The organism is Aurantiacibacter sp. KMU-128 (assembly GCF_056933515.1).
Map to the genome: position 1 here is coordinate 2394740 of NZ_JBXORT010000001.1, position 16006 is coordinate 2410745.

16 protein-coding genes are annotated in these 16006 nt (G+C 64.1%); 12 read left to right on the forward strand and 4 right to left on the reverse strand.

The annotated features are described in order from the left end of the window. Positions 1–193 precede the first annotated feature (193 nt). Entirely contained in the window at positions 194–916 is a 723-nt protein-coding gene (locus tag ACS0VV_RS11710; protein ID WP_483532876.1) for a glycosyltransferase, read from the reverse strand. After that, positions 913–1497 (reverse strand): TIGR04282 family arsenosugar biosynthesis glycosyltransferase, encoded by a 585-nt coding sequence (locus ACS0VV_RS11715; protein WP_483532877.1) that lies wholly within the window; start codon positions 1495–1497, stop codon positions 913–915. The genes ACS0VV_RS11710 and ACS0VV_RS11715 overlap by 4 nt, the downstream gene beginning before the upstream one ends. 126 nt (positions 1498–1623) lie before the next feature. Between ACS0VV_RS11715 and ACS0VV_RS11720 the strand changes: the two genes are divergently transcribed. Then, a complete protein-coding gene (locus ACS0VV_RS11720; protein ID WP_483532878.1) occupies positions 1624–2862 on the forward strand; it encodes a Ppx/GppA phosphatase family protein in 1239 nt (412 codons plus the stop codon). After that, the gene (locus ACS0VV_RS11725) at positions 2859–3524 is read left to right on the forward strand and encodes an RlmE family RNA methyltransferase (RefSeq protein WP_483532879.1); all 666 of its coding nucleotides are present in this window, start codon (positions 2859–2861) and stop codon (positions 3522–3524) included. The genes ACS0VV_RS11720 and ACS0VV_RS11725 overlap by 4 nt, the downstream gene beginning before the upstream one ends. Positions 3525–3593: 69 nt before the next feature. Here the strand turns inward: ACS0VV_RS11725 and ACS0VV_RS11730 are convergent, their stop codons facing one another. Beyond that, positions 3594–4235 (reverse strand): c-type cytochrome, encoded by a 642-nt coding sequence (locus tag ACS0VV_RS11730; RefSeq protein ID WP_483532880.1) that lies wholly within the window; start codon positions 4233–4235, stop codon positions 3594–3596. A gap of 163 nt (positions 4236–4398) precedes the next feature. On the opposite strand from ACS0VV_RS11730, the gene ACS0VV_RS11735 reads away from it, so the two are divergent. The 10 genes from ACS0VV_RS11735 (at position 4399) to ACS0VV_RS11780 (ending at position 14252) form a co-directional block, all read left to right on the forward strand. Beyond that, positions 4399–5298, forward strand: coding sequence for a prephenate dehydratase (locus ACS0VV_RS11735; RefSeq protein ID WP_483532881.1), 900 nt, complete (start codon positions 4399–4401; stop codon positions 5296–5298). Positions 5299–5300: 2 nt separating this feature from the next. Beyond that, positions 5301–5798: a GNAT family N-acetyltransferase gene (locus ACS0VV_RS11740; protein ID WP_483532882.1), complete on the forward strand. Its 498-nt coding sequence runs from the start codon at positions 5301–5303 to the stop codon at positions 5796–5798. Positions 5799–5864: 66 nt separating this feature from the next. Continuing rightward, the gene (locus ACS0VV_RS11745) at positions 5865–6539 is read left to right on the forward strand and encodes a hypothetical protein (protein ID WP_483532883.1); all 675 of its coding nucleotides are present in this window, start codon (positions 5865–5867) and stop codon (positions 6537–6539) included. Beyond that, positions 6536–7840 carry a DUF4350 domain-containing protein gene (locus tag ACS0VV_RS11750; protein WP_483532884.1) on the forward strand — a complete coding sequence of 435 codons (1305 nt, stop codon included), beginning with the start codon at positions 6536–6538 and terminating at the stop codon, positions 7838–7840. Before ACS0VV_RS11745 ends, ACS0VV_RS11750 begins: the two co-directional genes overlap by 4 nt. Before the next feature lie 2 nt (positions 7841–7842). Then, on the forward strand, positions 7843–8799 hold the full coding sequence (locus tag ACS0VV_RS11755; protein WP_483533542.1) for an AAA family ATPase: 957 nt from the start codon (positions 7843–7845) through the stop codon (positions 8797–8799). Positions 8800–8957: 158 nt separating this feature from the next. Further along, the gene (locus tag ACS0VV_RS11760) at positions 8958–10313 is read left to right on the forward strand and encodes a DUF58 domain-containing protein (RefSeq protein ID WP_483532885.1); all 1356 of its coding nucleotides are present in this window, start codon (positions 8958–8960) and stop codon (positions 10311–10313) included. A 166-nt stretch (positions 10314–10479) separates the two neighbouring features. Continuing rightward, entirely contained in the window at positions 10480–11532 is a 1053-nt protein-coding gene (locus ACS0VV_RS11765) for a stage II sporulation protein M (protein WP_483532886.1), read from the forward strand. After that, positions 11529–12416, forward strand: coding sequence for an RDD family protein (locus ACS0VV_RS11770; RefSeq protein ID WP_483532887.1), 888 nt, complete (start codon positions 11529–11531; stop codon positions 12414–12416). The genes ACS0VV_RS11765 and ACS0VV_RS11770 overlap by 4 nt, the downstream gene beginning before the upstream one ends. A gap of 2 nt (positions 12417–12418) precedes the next feature. Continuing rightward, on the forward strand, positions 12419–12937 hold the full coding sequence (locus ACS0VV_RS11775; RefSeq protein WP_483532888.1) for an N-acetyltransferase family protein: 519 nt from the start codon (positions 12419–12421) through the stop codon (positions 12935–12937). Between the two features lie 64 nt (positions 12938–13001). Further along, a complete protein-coding gene (locus ACS0VV_RS11780; RefSeq protein ID WP_483532889.1) occupies positions 13002–14252 on the forward strand; it encodes an EAL domain-containing protein in 1251 nt (416 codons plus the stop codon). Here the strand turns inward: ACS0VV_RS11780 and ACS0VV_RS11785 are convergent. Further along, a complete protein-coding gene (locus tag ACS0VV_RS11785; protein WP_483532890.1) occupies positions 14249–16006 on the reverse strand; it encodes a cation:proton antiporter domain-containing protein in 1758 nt (585 codons plus the stop codon). The genes ACS0VV_RS11780 and ACS0VV_RS11785 overlap by 4 nt on opposite strands.

Here is a 16006-nt window from a genome sequence, read left to right on the forward strand (position 1 = left end):
CCGACTTGTTCCGGGGGGTTGGAAGGAAGTACCCCCCTCCCTTGTGGGAGGGGCAGCGAGACTTGGCGGCTTGCCGCTTAGTCGCAGCGGGGTGGGTTTGCAGCGCTTCTTGATCGGGCGGCGGAACCCCCATCCCCCAAACCCCTTCCCCAATGGGAAGGGGAGTTTTGGTCGGTTCCTCTACTACCTCCCACTACCGCACATCGGGATAATACCGCTCCAGCCGATCGCGCGCGCCCAGTCCCCAAAGGAAGCCCACTTTCAGGTAAATCCAGTTCGCCTTCAACGCGCCCCATTCGGCGATGCGCCTGTCCGAGGTTTCGATAAGGCGCCGCACCAGTTTCACCCGGCCAAAGCGCGTCATGCGGATGCACAGGTCTGCTTCCTCCATCACCTTGGCCTCGGGATCGCAGCCGCCGCATTCGAGAAATTGCGCGCGGCGGAAGAACATCGCGTGGTCTCCGAACAGCAGGCGGCATCCTTTGACGAACAGCAACGGGCGGAAGAGCAGCGGCGCGTAATAGGTCTTTGCCCAATTGTGGAAGCTGGTACCCCAGCGCGTTTTCTCCGGCCCGCGCAGGATCGGAGTGAACCCCGCGAGCGAAATGGCCGGGTTCGATAGCGTCTCTTCGATCACCGCGACCATATCGATGGGTGGGACGGTATCGGCGTGGAGCACGACCATATTTGCGCCCTTTGCTGCTTCGGCCCCCGCATTAATCTGCCGCCCGCGCCCTGCCGGCGTTTCGACAACGCGCCAGCCAGCCTCGCGCGCCAGCTCGACCGTGCGGTCTGCGCTCCCGCCATCGACTGCAACCACTTCGAGCGGCGGCGGATCGAGCGCGGCGATGTGGCCGATGAGCGCGGGCAGCGCCTTAACTTCGTTGAGCATGGGGATGACAATGCTGGTGCTCATCGCAAAAGCTCCGGCCATTTGGCCAGGTCTTCGGGCCGGTCGCAATCATCGAGTGTTTGAAGCAGACGATAAGAGATGCCGCGCGCTTCCAGCCGCGCTTCGGTCAACGCGCGCACCTGTTCTGTGCCCCATGGCATATCGTCGAAAAGAAACGGCACAGGCTCACGAAAGCCGAGCAGATAGTATCCGCCATCGCTCGCAGGGCCGATCACCACCGGCACCTCCGCCAGCGCGTCCGCGGCTGCCTGCAAGTGCTCCGCCGACACGTCGGGAATATCCGCACCCAGCAAAATCGCCGGTGCGGGCACCCGCGCAAGCCTTGCCCCAAGGTCGCCCTCGCCTTGTGCGGTCATCGGCACATCCTCGCCCAGCCACTGCGCGAAGGCGGCGTGCTCTTCGCCCGTCGTCCAGACCGCAAACGGCAAGCCCGAAGCGCGCATAGTGGCGAGCGTCCGCTCCACCAAAAGCCGGTGCAAATGCGCAGCGCCATCGGCCCCCAGGGACGGGATCAGCCGCGTCTTCGCTTTGCCCGCCACGGGGTAGCGGGCGAACAGGGCAATGGTGGGGAGCGGGGCGGTCATCGCGCTGTCCTAACCGCTCACAACCGCAGCTGCTACAGCTTAACTTGTATCGAACCCGCCTCTGGTATAGCTTCATGTCAGGTTCCGCTCGATTGTGGCGGGTTATGAAGATTAGAGAGTTCAGAAATGGCGGATTATTCTCCGCCGGATGGACGCGCAAAGCCCGAAGGAAAAGCGGGCGGCAGGAAGCAGGGCAAATCCGCCCGCCGCCGCGAAGCAAAGCAGGGCAGAAAGCGCGCTCCCGGCACCAACGGGGCAGACGACCCGACCCACGGCCCGACCAGCAGTACTGCTGGCGGTGCGAATGGCGGTCCGTCCCAAGTCAGCAACTGGCGGCGTCCCCCACACGCGTCCTACAAGCAATCCTATGCAGCCATTGATCTCGGCACCAACAACTGCCGCCTGCTGATCGCACGACCGGCGGGCGAGAACTTCGTCGTGATCGATGCTTTCAGCCGCGTCGTCCGTCTGGGCGAGGGGCTGGCACAAACGGGCCGGCTGTCAGACAAGGCGATGGAGCGCGCGCTCGGTGCGCTCAAGATCTGCGCGGACAAGTTGAAGAAACGCAATGTCCACCTCGCCCGCTCGGTCGCGACCGAGGCGTGCCGCCGCGCGAGCAATGGCGCGGCCTTTATCGAGCGGGTACGCCGCGAAACCGGCATCGTGCTCGATATTATCAGCGCGCAGGAAGAAGCGCGGCTGGCGGTGCTCGGTTGCCATATCCTGCTTGAGGACGGGCGCGGCCCGGCGGTGATCTTCGACATTGGCGGCGGCTCGACCGAGTTGGTGCTGATCGAACCCGGCGCGCCGGTGCCGCGGATTATCGACTGGCAGAGCGTGCCGTGGGGGGTCGTCTCGCTGTCGGAAACGGTGGGCCATGAAGGTGGCGACGAAGCCGCCCGCCTCGCCCGCTATTCCGAAATGAAGGCGCTGGTGCGCGAAAGCTTTGCCGAATTCGCCCGGCGCATCGCGCCGCATCAGGATGAAGAGCAGCGGCTGCTCGGCACCAGCGGTACGGTGACGACGCTGGCCAGCGTGCATCTCGGCCTTGAACAATATGACCGGCGCGAAGTCGACGGGCTGATCGTGCGCAGCGACGATATGCTCGCCGTGTCCGAACGGCTATCCGCGATGTCGATCGAGGACCGCGGCGCGATCGGCTGCATCGGCAAGGAACGCGCCGAGCTGGTGGTGGCGGGCTGCGCGATTCTGGAAGCGATCCTCGAAATCTGGCCCGCCCCGCGCCTTGGCGTTGCGGATCGCGGGATTCGCGAGGGCATCTTGCGCAGCCTGATGGCCGCCGATGCCGAGGGTGCACAGGCGCAGGCCGCCAAGCGCCGCGACCGTGCGTGGAACGCCCGATGACCCGCGCCGGACAGGATTCGCAGCGCCGCCTCAAGAGCGGCAAGAAGCGCAAACCGTCGAGCCAACGCTGGCTTGAGCGGCAGTTGAACGATCCTTACGTCAAGAAAGCCAAGGACGAAGGCTGGCGCAGCCGCGCGGCGTTCAAGCTGATCGAGCTGGACGACCGATTCGGCCTGGTCAAAGGCAGCACTCGTGTGATCGATTTGGGGATTGCGCCTGGCGGCTGGAGCCAGGTCGTCCGCAAGCGTGCGCCCAAGGCCGCGATTGTGGGCATCGATCTGCTCGAAACCGAACCGATCGAAGGCGTCACCATCCTGCAAATGGATTTCATGGACGAGGCTGCACCCGCTGCTCTCGAAGCCGCGCTGGGCGGACCAGCCGATCTGGTGCTCTCCGACATGGCAGCGAATACCGTCGGCCACAAACAGACCGACCATTTGCGCACCATGGCGCTGGTGGAAGCCGCCGCATGGTTCGCGGTCGAGAACCTGACCGAAGGCGGCGCGTTTCTGGCAAAGGGGTTCGCCGGTGGGACCGACAAGGATCTGCTCGACCTGCTCAAGAAGCATTTCAAGACGGTCAAACACGCCAAACCGCCCGCCAGCCGCAAGGGGTCGAGCGAGTGGTATGTTGTGGCGCAGGGCTTCAAGGGGCGCGGCTAGCGCCACTCAGGAACAAAAAAGGCTCCGGCGCAAACCGGAGCCCCTTTTGGTCAGGCGTTAACGCCCGGATTATTCGGCAGTAGCCGCAGCCTCTACTTCCGCTTCCGCCGCTGCAGGAGCAGCTTCGGCGGCACCGGCTTCCGCGCCTTCGGCTGCGGGCACAGCTTCCTCACCTGCGGGAGCCGCTTCGGCAGCCGCCACTTCGGGAAGCGGCAGATTGCTGCCCATCGAATTGAGATAGGCCATCAGATTGGCGCGGTCTTCAGGGTTACCCAGACCGGCAAAGCTCATCGACGTGCCATCGGCGAATGCACGCGGACTGGTGAGCCAGGCGTTCATGTTTTCCCATGTCCAGTCACCGCCATGGCCCGAAAGCGCAGCCGAATAGCTGAAACCGGGCATATGCTGACCGATGGGCAGGCCCATAATGCCATACAGGTTCGGGCCGATGCCGTTGGCGCCGCCCTGCTCTATGGTGTGACAGGTCGAACAACGCGCAAAGACCTGCTCGCCCGCAGCCGGATCGGCCACTGCGAGAAGCTCTGCAAGCGAAGGGCCGCTATCGGCCACCGCGCCTTCTTCCTCGGCCACGATAACATAGCCTTCGCCTTCGATCGGCTTGAAAACCTTGCCCGCGATGATCGACCCGCCGAGGGCGATGCCGAGGCTGGCGAGCACCCAGCCGAAAATCGTGTTCATCTGATCGTTCATGATGGACCAATAAATTGCTAAAACGGTTCTGCGGCGCGCTCTAGTGCCCAGCGGCGCGCGGTGCAAGGGGACTTTCGTCGGGTTTGCGCAAGTTCGGCCATGCTTTCGCACGCCATGCTGGTGCTTGTCGGCAAGGCACGGGGCGGCTAGGCGCTCCTTCCTGATGCAGAGTTTCCCAACCCCCGCCATCGCCATGGTCGAACAGATGCAGGCCGCCGCCGCTGCCGAGCCGGATCGCGCCATCGCTTTCCAGGGCGCGCCGGGCGCCAATTCGCACCGCGCGGTGAATGAATGGGCGCCAGAGGCACTGCCCTTGCCGTGTTTCAGCTTTGCCGATGCGATTGACGCGGTGAAAGACGGGCGCGCGGGCTGCGCGATGATCCCCATCGAAAACTCGCAAGCCGGGCGCGTCGCGGATATCCATTTCCTGCTGCCCGAAAGCGGGCTGTCCATCGTGGGTGAGCATTTTCTGCGCATCAGCCACGCGCTGATGGCGATTCGCGGCGCGACGGGGCCGTTCCAGGCCGCCTACAGCCACCCGCACGCGCTGGCGCAGAGCCGCCACTTCCTGCGCGAACGGGACATAGTACCGCTAAGCTTCGCCGATACGGCGGGCGCGGCGGCCTATGTGGCGGAGAAGGGCGATCCGTCGGTCGCGTCGATCTCGCCCGCACTGGCCGCCGATCTCTACGGTCTGGATATCGTGGAGGAAGCGGTCGAAGACACGCATGACAACACCACGCGCTTCGTCATTCTGGCGCGCGAACCGCTCGACCCTGCGCAGCTTGCCGGGCAGGAAGCGATGACCACCTTCGTGTTCGAAGTGAAGAATATCCCCGCCGCACTCTACAAGGCGCTGGGCGGCTTTGCGACCAATGGCGTCAATATGACCAAGCTGGAAAGTTACCAGCAGGGCACCAGCTTTGCCGCGAGTATGTTCTACGCCGACATTATCGGCGCGCCGGGCGATCCGGCGGTCGATCGGGCGATGGAGGAATTGGCCTTCCACTGCACGCAGGTGTCGATGTTCGGCACCTATCCGCTGGCGCGCAAACGGGGGTAAGCATGGGGCAAGCTCCGGCATTTGTGATCGCGGAAGAGCCGCCCACCACGCCGGACATTCTCGCATTGCTGGACGCGCATCTGGCGGAAATGCACCGCTGCTCGCCAGCGTGCAAAGTCAACGCCCTTCCTGCTCGCAAACTGGCTAATCCCAATGTGACCTTCTTTGCCGCACGGTCGCAGGGCGCGCTCGCAGCCATCGGTGCGCTGCGCTGGCTGGACGAGGTACGATGCGAAATCAAATCGATGCGCGCGGCGCAGGCATGGCGCGGCAAGGGGGCAGGCAAGGCCATGCTCCAGCATCTGCTTCGCACCGCCAGCGAGAATGGCCGGCTATGGGTGGGCCTCGAAACCGGTCGCCATCCGGTGTTCGAGCCTGCGCAAAGGCTTTATTCGGCAGCAGGCTTTGCCGAGTGCGAGCCGTTTGACGACTACGTGTCGGATGATTTCAGTATGTGCATGGCTATGCGGCTCGACCCTGCCAATTTCCTGTTATCGTGAACAAAAGATTGGCACAGCGCCAGCAAGGCGTTGCGTAGTGCGCCATGCCGTGCAACTCTGCCAAGCGTGACAGCCGTTCAGGGGATTCCGGTCGACAGTAACGACGCGCCGCCAGCGCCCGCCGACGGCTTCGCCGAGGCGTGGGAGGATGTGCGCAGCGACGAATCGATCCAGTTTGCCGAAGTCGAAATACCGGAGGCCGATCCGCCGCCCGACTGGCTGACTGATCTGCTGGAATGGCTTGGGCAGGCCTTCCGGCCCGTCACCAGTTTTCTGGTCAATGCCTGGCCCGTGCTCAAATGGGTGCTGCTGGCGCTAGCGATTGCGGCGGTGCTCTATGCTGTCATCCGCATCCTTGCCCCCGATCTGCTCGCACGCCGCCGCCGGGTGGTGACCGAAGGCGAATGGGTGCCGGAGCAAAGCGAGGCGCTGGCCTTGCTCGAAGAAGCCGACCGGCTGGCGGCAGAAGGCAAATATGACGAAGCGACGCATTTGTTGCTCAAACGCTCGGTCGGGCAGATTGCGGCGGCACGGCCCGAGATAGTCGAACCGTCGAGCACGGCGCGCGAACTCTCCGCCGAACCGCGCATCCCCGAAAAGGCGCGCACCGCTTTCGGCATTATCGCCACGCGGGTGGAGCGCAGCCTGTTCGCGCTGAGTGCGCTCAATCGCGAGGATTGGCAGGTGGCACGCGATGCCTATGCCGAATTCGCCTTGCAGCAAAAGGCGCTCAGCGCATGAGCGCGGCGGCTCCCATAGTTTCGACGCGGCGGCGCAATCCGTTCCGCGCGGGCACCGTTCTGGCGGTGCTGGCGATCGGCGCGGTGGCGTTTCTGCTGATGCTCTACGCCATCGGGCAAGGCTGGACAGGCAATGACGAGCGCAATGGCGGCGAACACGCGACGTCCACCGCCATTCCCGGTTTCAAGGGCTTGCACGATCTGCTCGAAAACCAGGGCTATGATGTGCAGCTTTCGCGTAGCCAGGCTGGTTATGACGAATACGGCTTGCTGGTGCTCACGCCGCCCAAATTCTCTAGTCCGGAACAGATTGCCGACCTGCTCGAACAACGGCTCGAATCGGGTATGGGGCCGACGCTGCTGATCCTGCCCAAATGGACCGCGTTCGAAGTGCCGCCGCAGGCGCAGGAACAAAGCGGCGCGCAGGATGGCTGGGTCTTTCTCGCCGATGCGTCCCCAACCGGCTGGTTTGACGACCTGCCCTTTGCCGAAGGGGTAGAGCTCGCGCTGGGGCGCACTGGCGGCTGGAGCGGGATGCAGCGGCGTGGCACCCTGCCCGCGCCCGAGCAGGTGCAAGCCTTGCAGAACCAGCCGGACGAGGCGAAACTTACGCCCCTCGTTACCGACCGCGAAGGCGATATGCTGGCGGGCGCATATGCCGACCCTTCCGCGCTGTTCGATACCGGTTACGGCTATTATGACGGGCAATATCCCTTTATCGTCGTGTTCGAACCTGATCTGATGAACAATTACGGCATGGCAGACCGCGCCCGTGCCGAACTGGCGATGGCAATCATCGACGAGGCGATGGCGGGCGATCCCGATATGCCGGTGCTGTTCGACATGACGCTGCCCGGCCTCGGTTCGAGCGAGAACCTGCTGACGCTCGCTTTCAGCCCGCCTTTCCTCGCCGCAACCCTGTGCCTGCTCTTCGCCGCGCTGGTGATTGCGTGGCGCGGGTTCAACCGCTTTGGCGCGCCCGTGGCTGAGGCGCCCACCCGCGCGCAGGGCAAGCGCGAGCTGGCGCGCAACGGCGCAGCCTTGGTCGCGCGGGTGAAGCGTTTCCACCTGCTTGCCGATCCCTATGCCGCGCTGATGGGCAAGCGCATTGCCGCGCAACTCGGTATCAGGGACACCAATCCCGAAGCCCGCGCGCAGGCCATCGACCGCGCCTTGGCGCGGCGCGGCCATGAAGCGGCTTTCATCGCCCGCGCCAATGATCTGCGCAATGCGGGCAATCCCAAGGACATTATGCGCGCTGCAGGCGCCCTCAAAGACATCGAAAGGATGCTGAAACGATGAGCATGACGCTGGAACAGACCGCAGAAATGGCGGCGTCGATCCGCACCGAGGTGGCCAAGGCGATTGTCGGCATGGACGAGACGGTCGAGCATCTGCTGATCGCGCTGGTGGCGCAGGGGCACGTGCTGCTGGAAGGCCCTCCCGGTACGGCCAAGACGTTTCTCGCCAACTGCTTCGCCCACGCAACCGGCCTCGATTTCGGGCGCATCCAGTTCACGCCTGACCTGCTGCCGGGCGATATTCTCGGCTCCAACCTGTTCAACTTCCAGACCAGCCAGTTCACCCTAACGCGCGGGCCGATTTTCTGCGAGCTGTTGCTTGGCGATGAAATCAACCGCACGCCGCCCAAAACGCAGGCCGCGCTCTTGGAAGCGATGCAGGAACGCAAGGTGACGCTGGACGGCGAGACGCACCAGCTGTCCGAACAGTTTATGGTCGTGGCGACGCAGAACCCGATCGAGAACCAGGGCGTCTACCCGCTGCCCGAAGCACAGCTCGACCGGTTCGCGTTCAAGCTGCTGGTGCCTTACCCCAGCGCCGAGGAAGAAGCGCAGATCGTCAAGCGCTTTGGCGAGCGCAGCGGGCCGCAAAAGCCCGCCGATTTCGGTATCGAGCGGGTCGCAACGCCCGAAACGATTGGCGCGGCACAGGCGGCGGTGAAGAGTGTGACGCTCGCCCCCGAAGTTATCGACTACGCAGTGTCGCTGGTGCGCGCCACCCGCGAAAGCGCCGATCTGGCGAGCGGGGCGAGCCCGCGTGCCGCCGTGCTGCTCGCCAATGCCGCCCGCGCCCGTGCCGCGCTGCAAGGTCGCAATTACGTGATCCCGGACGATGTGAAGGCGCTCGCCACCGCCGTGCTGCGGCACCGCCTGCTGCTGTCTCCGGCGGCGGAAATCGAAGGCAAGTTGGTGGAAGACTTGGTCGCTGGCATGATCGAACAGACCGAGGCACCGCGGTGAGCTCTTTGGCAAAATCCTCCCTCCTCTTTAGGGGAGGGATAACGAGACTTGGCGGCTTGCCGCCTAGTCGCAGTAGGGTGGGGCTTGCAGCCCCAGCGAGCCTGGCGGCTCGCCCCCACCCCTTGATCCCCTCCCCCGAAGGGGAGGGGAGTAATTAAGTGAAGTTCCTCCGCCGCCTCAAACCTCCGGCCTCGCCGATAGTCCCCACCGGGCTCACGCTGGGGCTGCTGGTGCTGCTCGCGCCGCTGGCGGTGGTGGTGGCGGCGACGGCCCCGCAAGCATGGATTATCGCTCCGGCGGCGGCAGCGGCGCTGCTGCTGGTTGCGCTGATCGATGGCTGGCTTGCGGGGAGTATGCGGCATTTCGAATATAGCGTGCCTGCCGATGTCGAAGTAGGCCAGCCAGCGCGAATTGAAGTCACCGCGCGAATTGAGCGCGATCGTGACGCCCGCGCACCCGAAGCCTCGCTCGGCTTCGATCCGCGGCTGGGCAAGGACGGCAAGGCCGAATTCACGCTGCAAGCCGCGGACAAGGCAGAGACTTTCGCGGGTTTTGCCGAGGCGGTGCCGGTGCGGCGCGGAACGGGCGAGCTGCACGATCTGTGGCTGCGCTGGCGCGGACCTATGGGGCTTGCCGTCCGGCAGAAGCACATCCCGCTCGCCGCCGAAATCCGCGTCTGGCCCGATCTCTCGCCGGTGCGCTCCCCCGTTCTCCAAGCCTTCATGCGCGACGCGCAATTCGGCATCGTCGCGCGGCGCATTCGCGGCGAGGGCACGCAGTTCGAGGCGCTAAGCGAATACGAACCCGGCATGGACCGGCGCCGTATCGACTGGAAAGCCAGCGCCCGCCACACCGCGCTCTATGCCCGCGAGAATGAAAGCGAGCGCGACAATCAGGTCGTCCTCGCCTTCGATTGCGGGCAGTCGATGTGTGAGCCTGTCGACGGTCTTCCAAGGATTGACCGGGCAGTCTCGGCGGCACTCACCGCCGCATACGTCGCGCTGAAAGGCGGCGACAGGGTGAGCCTGTTCGGCTTTGCCGATCACCCGCAGGTGATGACGCCCTTCGTCACCGACACCCGCGCGTTCCACCGCCTGCAAAGCGCGGCGGCAGAGCTCGATTACACTCCGCGCGAACCCAATTTCACGCTGGCGCTGGCGACTTTGACCGCGCGGCTGAAGCGGCGTTCGCTCATCATCCTGTTCTCCGACTTTACAGATCCGACCTCGGCAGAGTTGATGGTGGAAAGCGTCGAGCGGCTGGTGCGTCACCACCTCGTGATTTTCGTCACCATGGTCGATACCGAGCTGGAGGAACTGACCTCGGGCGAGCCCGACAATATGGGCGATATCGCGGTCGCCGTCAGCGCCGATGCCCTCGCCACCCAGCGCGCACTGGTGCTGCAACGGCTGCGGCGGCTGGGGGTGAATGTAATCGAAGCGCCGCATGACGCGATCGGGTACCAGCTGATCGACCTCTATCTGCAAACCAAACGCGCGGAGGCGATCGGGTGATGGCTGCTATTCGCTCTCTTTTTCCCCTCCTCTTCAGAGGAGGGGCAGCGAGACTTGGTGAGCGTAGCGAGCCTAGTCGCAGCGGGGTGGTGCTTGTGGCGGGTGCGACCTTGCGGTCGCAATACCACCCCCCTGCCCCCTCCTTTGAAAAGGAGGGGGAGCTGTCATGATCAACCTTCCCTTCCTCAAATCCGCCGAAATCACTCCGCCCGCCGATATCGAGGCCGCGAGCCTGCGGTCCGACCGTTTCCGGCTGGAGCGCGAAGTCGACTGGCAGCGGCTGGAGCAAATCGTCACCGCGCTCGAAAAGGGGCGTCCGGGGCGGATCAATGATGATGATCTGCTCGAACTCCCCGTGCTCTATCGCAAGACCGCCTCCAGCCTGGCGGTCGCACGCGAGACGTCGCTCGATGCGGCAACACTCGACTATCTCGAAGCGCTGGTGCGGCGCGCCTGGTTCCAGATTTACGGGCCGCGCATTGGCCTGTTCGGCTGGCTGCGACGCTTTTTCGCCGGTGGCTGGAGCGCGGCGATCCGCGATATCTGGCTCGACATCTGCATTTCCTTTGCGGTGATGGTGGCGGGCGCGCTGGTCGGCTGGCTGCTGGTCGCGCGCGACAATGACTGGTTCTTCGCGCTCGTCCCCGGCGAAATGGCGGGCGGGCGCGTGCCCGGCGCAGACCGCGCAATTCTGGAAGAGACTCTTGCGCATCAGGGCGGAGCGGAGGGGCTGACCGCTTTTGCCGCCTCGCTTTTCTCCAACAATACCGGCGTTGCCATCATGGCCTTCGCACTGGGTTTTGCCTTTGGCGTACCGACCTTGCTGCTACTCGTTTACAACATGGCCTTGCTCGGCGCGATGATGTGGGTGTTTGCCGATGCGGGGCTTGGCTGGGAATTTGCCGCATGGCTCTCTGTTCACGGCACAACCGAAATCGGCGCGATTATGCTGGCTGGCGCGGCGGGGCTGCATATCGGGCGGCAGATGGCCTTCCCCGGCCAGCGCGCGATCCTCGCCGCGATGCAGGATGCAGGCGTGCGCGCGGCGGTGGTGATGGTGGGTGTGACGGTGATGATGATCATTGCCGGCCTGCTTGAAGGCTACGCCCGCCAGCTGGTGGATGACACCGGCGCGCGCTTTGCCATTGGCGGCACGATGCTGGCCTTCTGGATCGTCTATTTCGCAGTGCTCAAACGCCCGCGGGAGAGTGACACATGAGCCTGTCCGACGCCCTCTCGCGCGACGCCAATACCAAACGGGACCGCGTGCTGGTGACGCCCGAGGGCCTTGCCCTGCCGCTGCGCGTGGGCAGCAAAGGCGCACGTGCGGGGGCGCTGCTGCTCGATCTGACGATCTGGTTTGTCGGCCTGATCATCTTCTTCCTTGCGATGGCGGCCATCGGCTGGGGCCTGTTCGATCTGGAATCGACGCCCGAGACCAACCCCGTCCTCGAATTGCTGTTCGTGATCGTGGTGCTGTTCCTGTTCCTCGCCCGCTACGGCTATTTCATGATTTTCGAACTCGGCCCGCGCGGGGCGACGCCGGGCAAGCGCGTGCTCGGCCTGCGCGTGGCGGCGCGCGATGGCGGGCGGCTGACCGCGGAAATGGTGATCGCGCGCAATCTGATGCGCGATGTCGAAGTATTCATCCCGATGTTCTTCCTGCTCGGCGGCTCGCAAGAGGCAGGCGTTGCCGGCATCGCCGCCTTCTTCTGGCTCGCCGTGTTCGTGCTGTTTCCGTTCTTCAACAAAGACGCGCTGCGGGCAGGCGATCTGGTCGCGGGCACATGGGTGGTCGAGGCGAAGAAGGCCAAGCTAAAGGAAGCAATGTCGCTCGCCCCCGACCGGACCAAAGACTACCGCTTCGGCGAGGCGGAGCTGTCTGTTTATGGCGAGCACGAGCTGCAAGTGCTCGAAAACGTGTTGCGGGAGGACAATGCGGACGCGCTGCGCGATGTGGCCGAAGCGATCACCAGAAAGATCGGCTGGACAATGGGCAGTGGCGACGAGCGCGAATTCCTCGAAGCCTTCTACGCCGCATTGCGCGGCCATCTGGAAAGCGGAATGCGGTTCGGCAAACGCAAGAAGAACAAGTTCTCCTGACGATGCTGCTGCGCGCTGCTGTTTCCGAAGATGCCGAAAGCCTCGCCCGACTGGGACGGGAAAGCTTTTGCGCCGCTTTCGAGCATCTTTACCGGCCCGAAGACCTCGAAGCGTTCCTGCAGCAGGTTTATTCGGTAGAGGCCGTCGCGGGCGAAATCGCCGATCCGGCGATCACCCACCGTCTGGCGCAGGAGAACGAAAACGGGCCGCTGCTGGGCTTTATCAAGATCAAGCAGCCGAGCGGCTATGAGGAATATTCCGACGCAGCCAATCCGCTTGGCCTCGGCCAGCTCTATTGCGCCCCCGACGCCACCGGACGCGGGATTGGCGCTAAGCTGATGGACTGGGCACTTGCCGAAGCCAAGGCGCGCCAGTGCGATGCCATCCAGCTGTCGGTCTATGCGGAAAATTTCGGCGCGCAGCGGTTTTACCAGCGATACGGCTTTGCCAAGATCGCCGATATCGGCTTCTGGGTGGGCGAGCAGCGCGACGACGAATTCCTCTACGAATTGCGCCTCTGACCGGCAGTTTGCCGCGCTATAAAGTTAAGTCCGCCTTAGGGGTTTTCTGGCACTCAGGTCCACTATGGCCACAGCCCCCATCCTGCTGCCCGAATTCGAGGCACCCGCCACCCCGCTTGCCGACGAGCTGGTGAACGATCCCGCGATCGAGCGCGTGCTCGCATCGGTTCGCGGTCACCTTGGCGTCGAAATTGCCTTCGTCTCGCGCTATGTCGAGAACGAGCAGCGCGAGCTGACCCATGTCAGCAGCGATCTCGATCTGCCGATGGGGCCGGGCTTCCGTGAGGACCGGGCGGACTCCTATTGCTGGCATATCCTGCAAGGGCGCTTGCCCGAACTGATCCAGGATCCGGCCGACCATCCGCTGACCGCAAAGCTGGCGATCACCGAGTTTCTTCCCGTGGGTTGTCACATCAACACCCCGCTGCGCCTGTCAGACGGCACCGTCTGGGGCAGTTTCTGCGCGCTTGGCCGCCAGCCCGACCGGACGTTGACCGAGCGCGATTTGAACGTGCTCAAGAGCTTCGCCGGGCTCGCTGCCGAACGCATCGAAAGCTCGCTCGCCGGGCATATGGCCCGCGAAGATGCACGCAAGCGGGTCGTATCCATGCTGGACGGGCATGGCGTTTCGACCTTCCAGCAACCCATCGTGTCGCTGGAGACGGGCAAGCCCGTGGGTGTCGAATGCCTCAGCCGCTTCCCCGATGTGACCAAACGCGGCCCCGATGCGTGGTTCGAGGACGCCGAACTGGTGGGCCTTGGCAAGGAACTGGAGATGACCGCGGTGCGCGTCGCGCTGGAGACGCTGGGGCATATTCCCGAAGGGATGTACGCCACCATCAATGTCTCGCCGCAAACCGTCGTTTCAGGCGTGCTGCGCGAACTGCTCGCGCAATCGGAACCCGCCAATCTCGTGGTCGAGATCACCGAACATTGCCAGGTCGATGATTTTGACGCGCTGGCCCAGGAAATCGCGGCGCTGAAAGCCTATGCGCGCATTGCCATCGACGATGTCGGCACCGGCTATTCGGGGTTACGGCACATTGTCGATCTGCAACCCGATATTCTGAAAATGGATATGGTGCTCACACGCGGCATCGAAGCCGACCCGGCACGCCAAGCCATGACCAGCGCGCTTGTGCGACTAGCCGGCGAAATCGGCTGCATCGTGGTTGCCGAAGGGATCGAGACCAAGGACGAAGCCCGCACGATGAAGCGGCTCGGCGTCCAATGCGGGCAAGGCTATCTCTATTCGCGGCCCCTACCCGTAGTGGCAGCGCAGCAATTCCTGCTGAGCGGCGGGAACGCGGCCTAACCCTCTTCCCGCATCGCGCGCTGCTGTTCGCGCGTCATATCCTGCGCAGCGTAAATATCGCCGCCTTCGATCTGCACCTGCATCCGTTCGGCATCGAAGCTGCGGAATTTCGCTTCCGCTGCGTCAATCTGCTGTTCACCGACCTCAAGTTTTTCGAGCGCCATCCGCGCCATCCGGACGGCGGATTCGAAGACTTCACGCATCACATATTCGGCGGGGCTTTGGGCAAGCTCGATCACCGAGCGCCGGTCAAACCCGCGCACATAGATTGCGGCTTTGGGGAAGGCTTCTTTCACCGATTCGAGCAGATCCACTTCGGGCACTTCGTCGATACAGAACATGATGAGCTGCGCGTCTCCGCCGCCCGCCTGCCGCAGCAGATCAAGCCGCGTGCCGTCGCCATAATAGACCTTGCTGCCGAACTCCTCGGCAATATCGATTTGCGAGGCCTTCTTGTCGATGGCGGTCACCGACAACCCTGCCATGCGCAACGTTTGCGACACGCTTTGCCCGAAGCGGCCATAGCCGACCACCACCGCGCTGGCGGACTGGTTGTCGGGCGCTTCGCGTTCCTCCGCCGCGCCATCGGGCTCGCGGCGGATGCGCGCGGTCGCCATCATCAGGAACGGAGTGGCAGCCATGGAGAGGGTGACGATCGCGCCGAAAATGCTCGCAGATTCCGCCTCGATCAGCATAGCCGTCTGCGCCTGTGTGTAGAGGACAAAGGCGAATTCCCCGCCCTGGCTGAGCAGCAGACCGAGCGCGAGTGCCGCGCGCCACGTCATCTTCATCAGCAGGCCGAGGCCGAAAATGATCGCGGCTTTGACCGCTATCAGCAGCACCGCAAAACCGACAACGAACAGCGGCCGCTCTGCCACCGCGCCCAGATCGAGCATCATCCCGACCGAGACGAAGAACAGGCCGAGCAGGATCGAACGGAACGGCTCAATATCGGCCTCCAACTCGTGCCGGTAGGGCGTATCGGCGAGCATCACGCCCGCGATAAACGCGCCCAAGGCCGCCGACAGGCCCAAGGATTGCATCACGAAGGCGCTGGCAATCACGGTGAAGAGCGCCGCGACGATGAACAACTCGCGTTCCCCCAGCCCGCCGATCAGGCGGAACAGCGGGCGGATCAGCAGCCGTCCCGCAAGGATCAGCCCGATAATCGCGCCTGCCGCCATCAGCGCCAGTACCCAGCCCGCAGGGCCTTCGCCAGCATCGGGATTGCGGCTCATCGCGGCGATGATGGTGATGAGCGGAATGATCGACAGGTCTTGGAACAGCAGGATCGAGAACGCCTTTTCGCCGAACGGCGTCTTCAGGCGGCCCGCCGATTGCAGCATCGGCAGCACCTGCGCGGTGGATGAAAGGCCCAGCGGCAGGCCGATCGCCAGCGCGGCTTCCAGCGTGTAGCCGGTGAGCGCCAGAATGGTCGCCGTGACAGCCAGCCCGCAGGCGGTCACCTGCGCCAGACCCAGCCCGAAAATCGCCGATTTCATCCGCCAGAGGCGCGCCGGGCTGAGTTCAAGACCCACGACGAACAGCAGCATGACAATGCCCAGTTCGGCCACCACCGCCATCTGTTCGGCCCCGCTCACCAGCGCAAAGACTTGCGGCCCCAGCAGCGCGCCCGCGACCAGATAGCCCAAGGTCGCCCCCAGCCCCGCGCGGCGGAAGGCGAGCACCGCTACCAAGGCAAAGCCCAGCATAAGCAACGCGTCGCGCAGCATCAGGCCGTGTCCGTGTTCCAT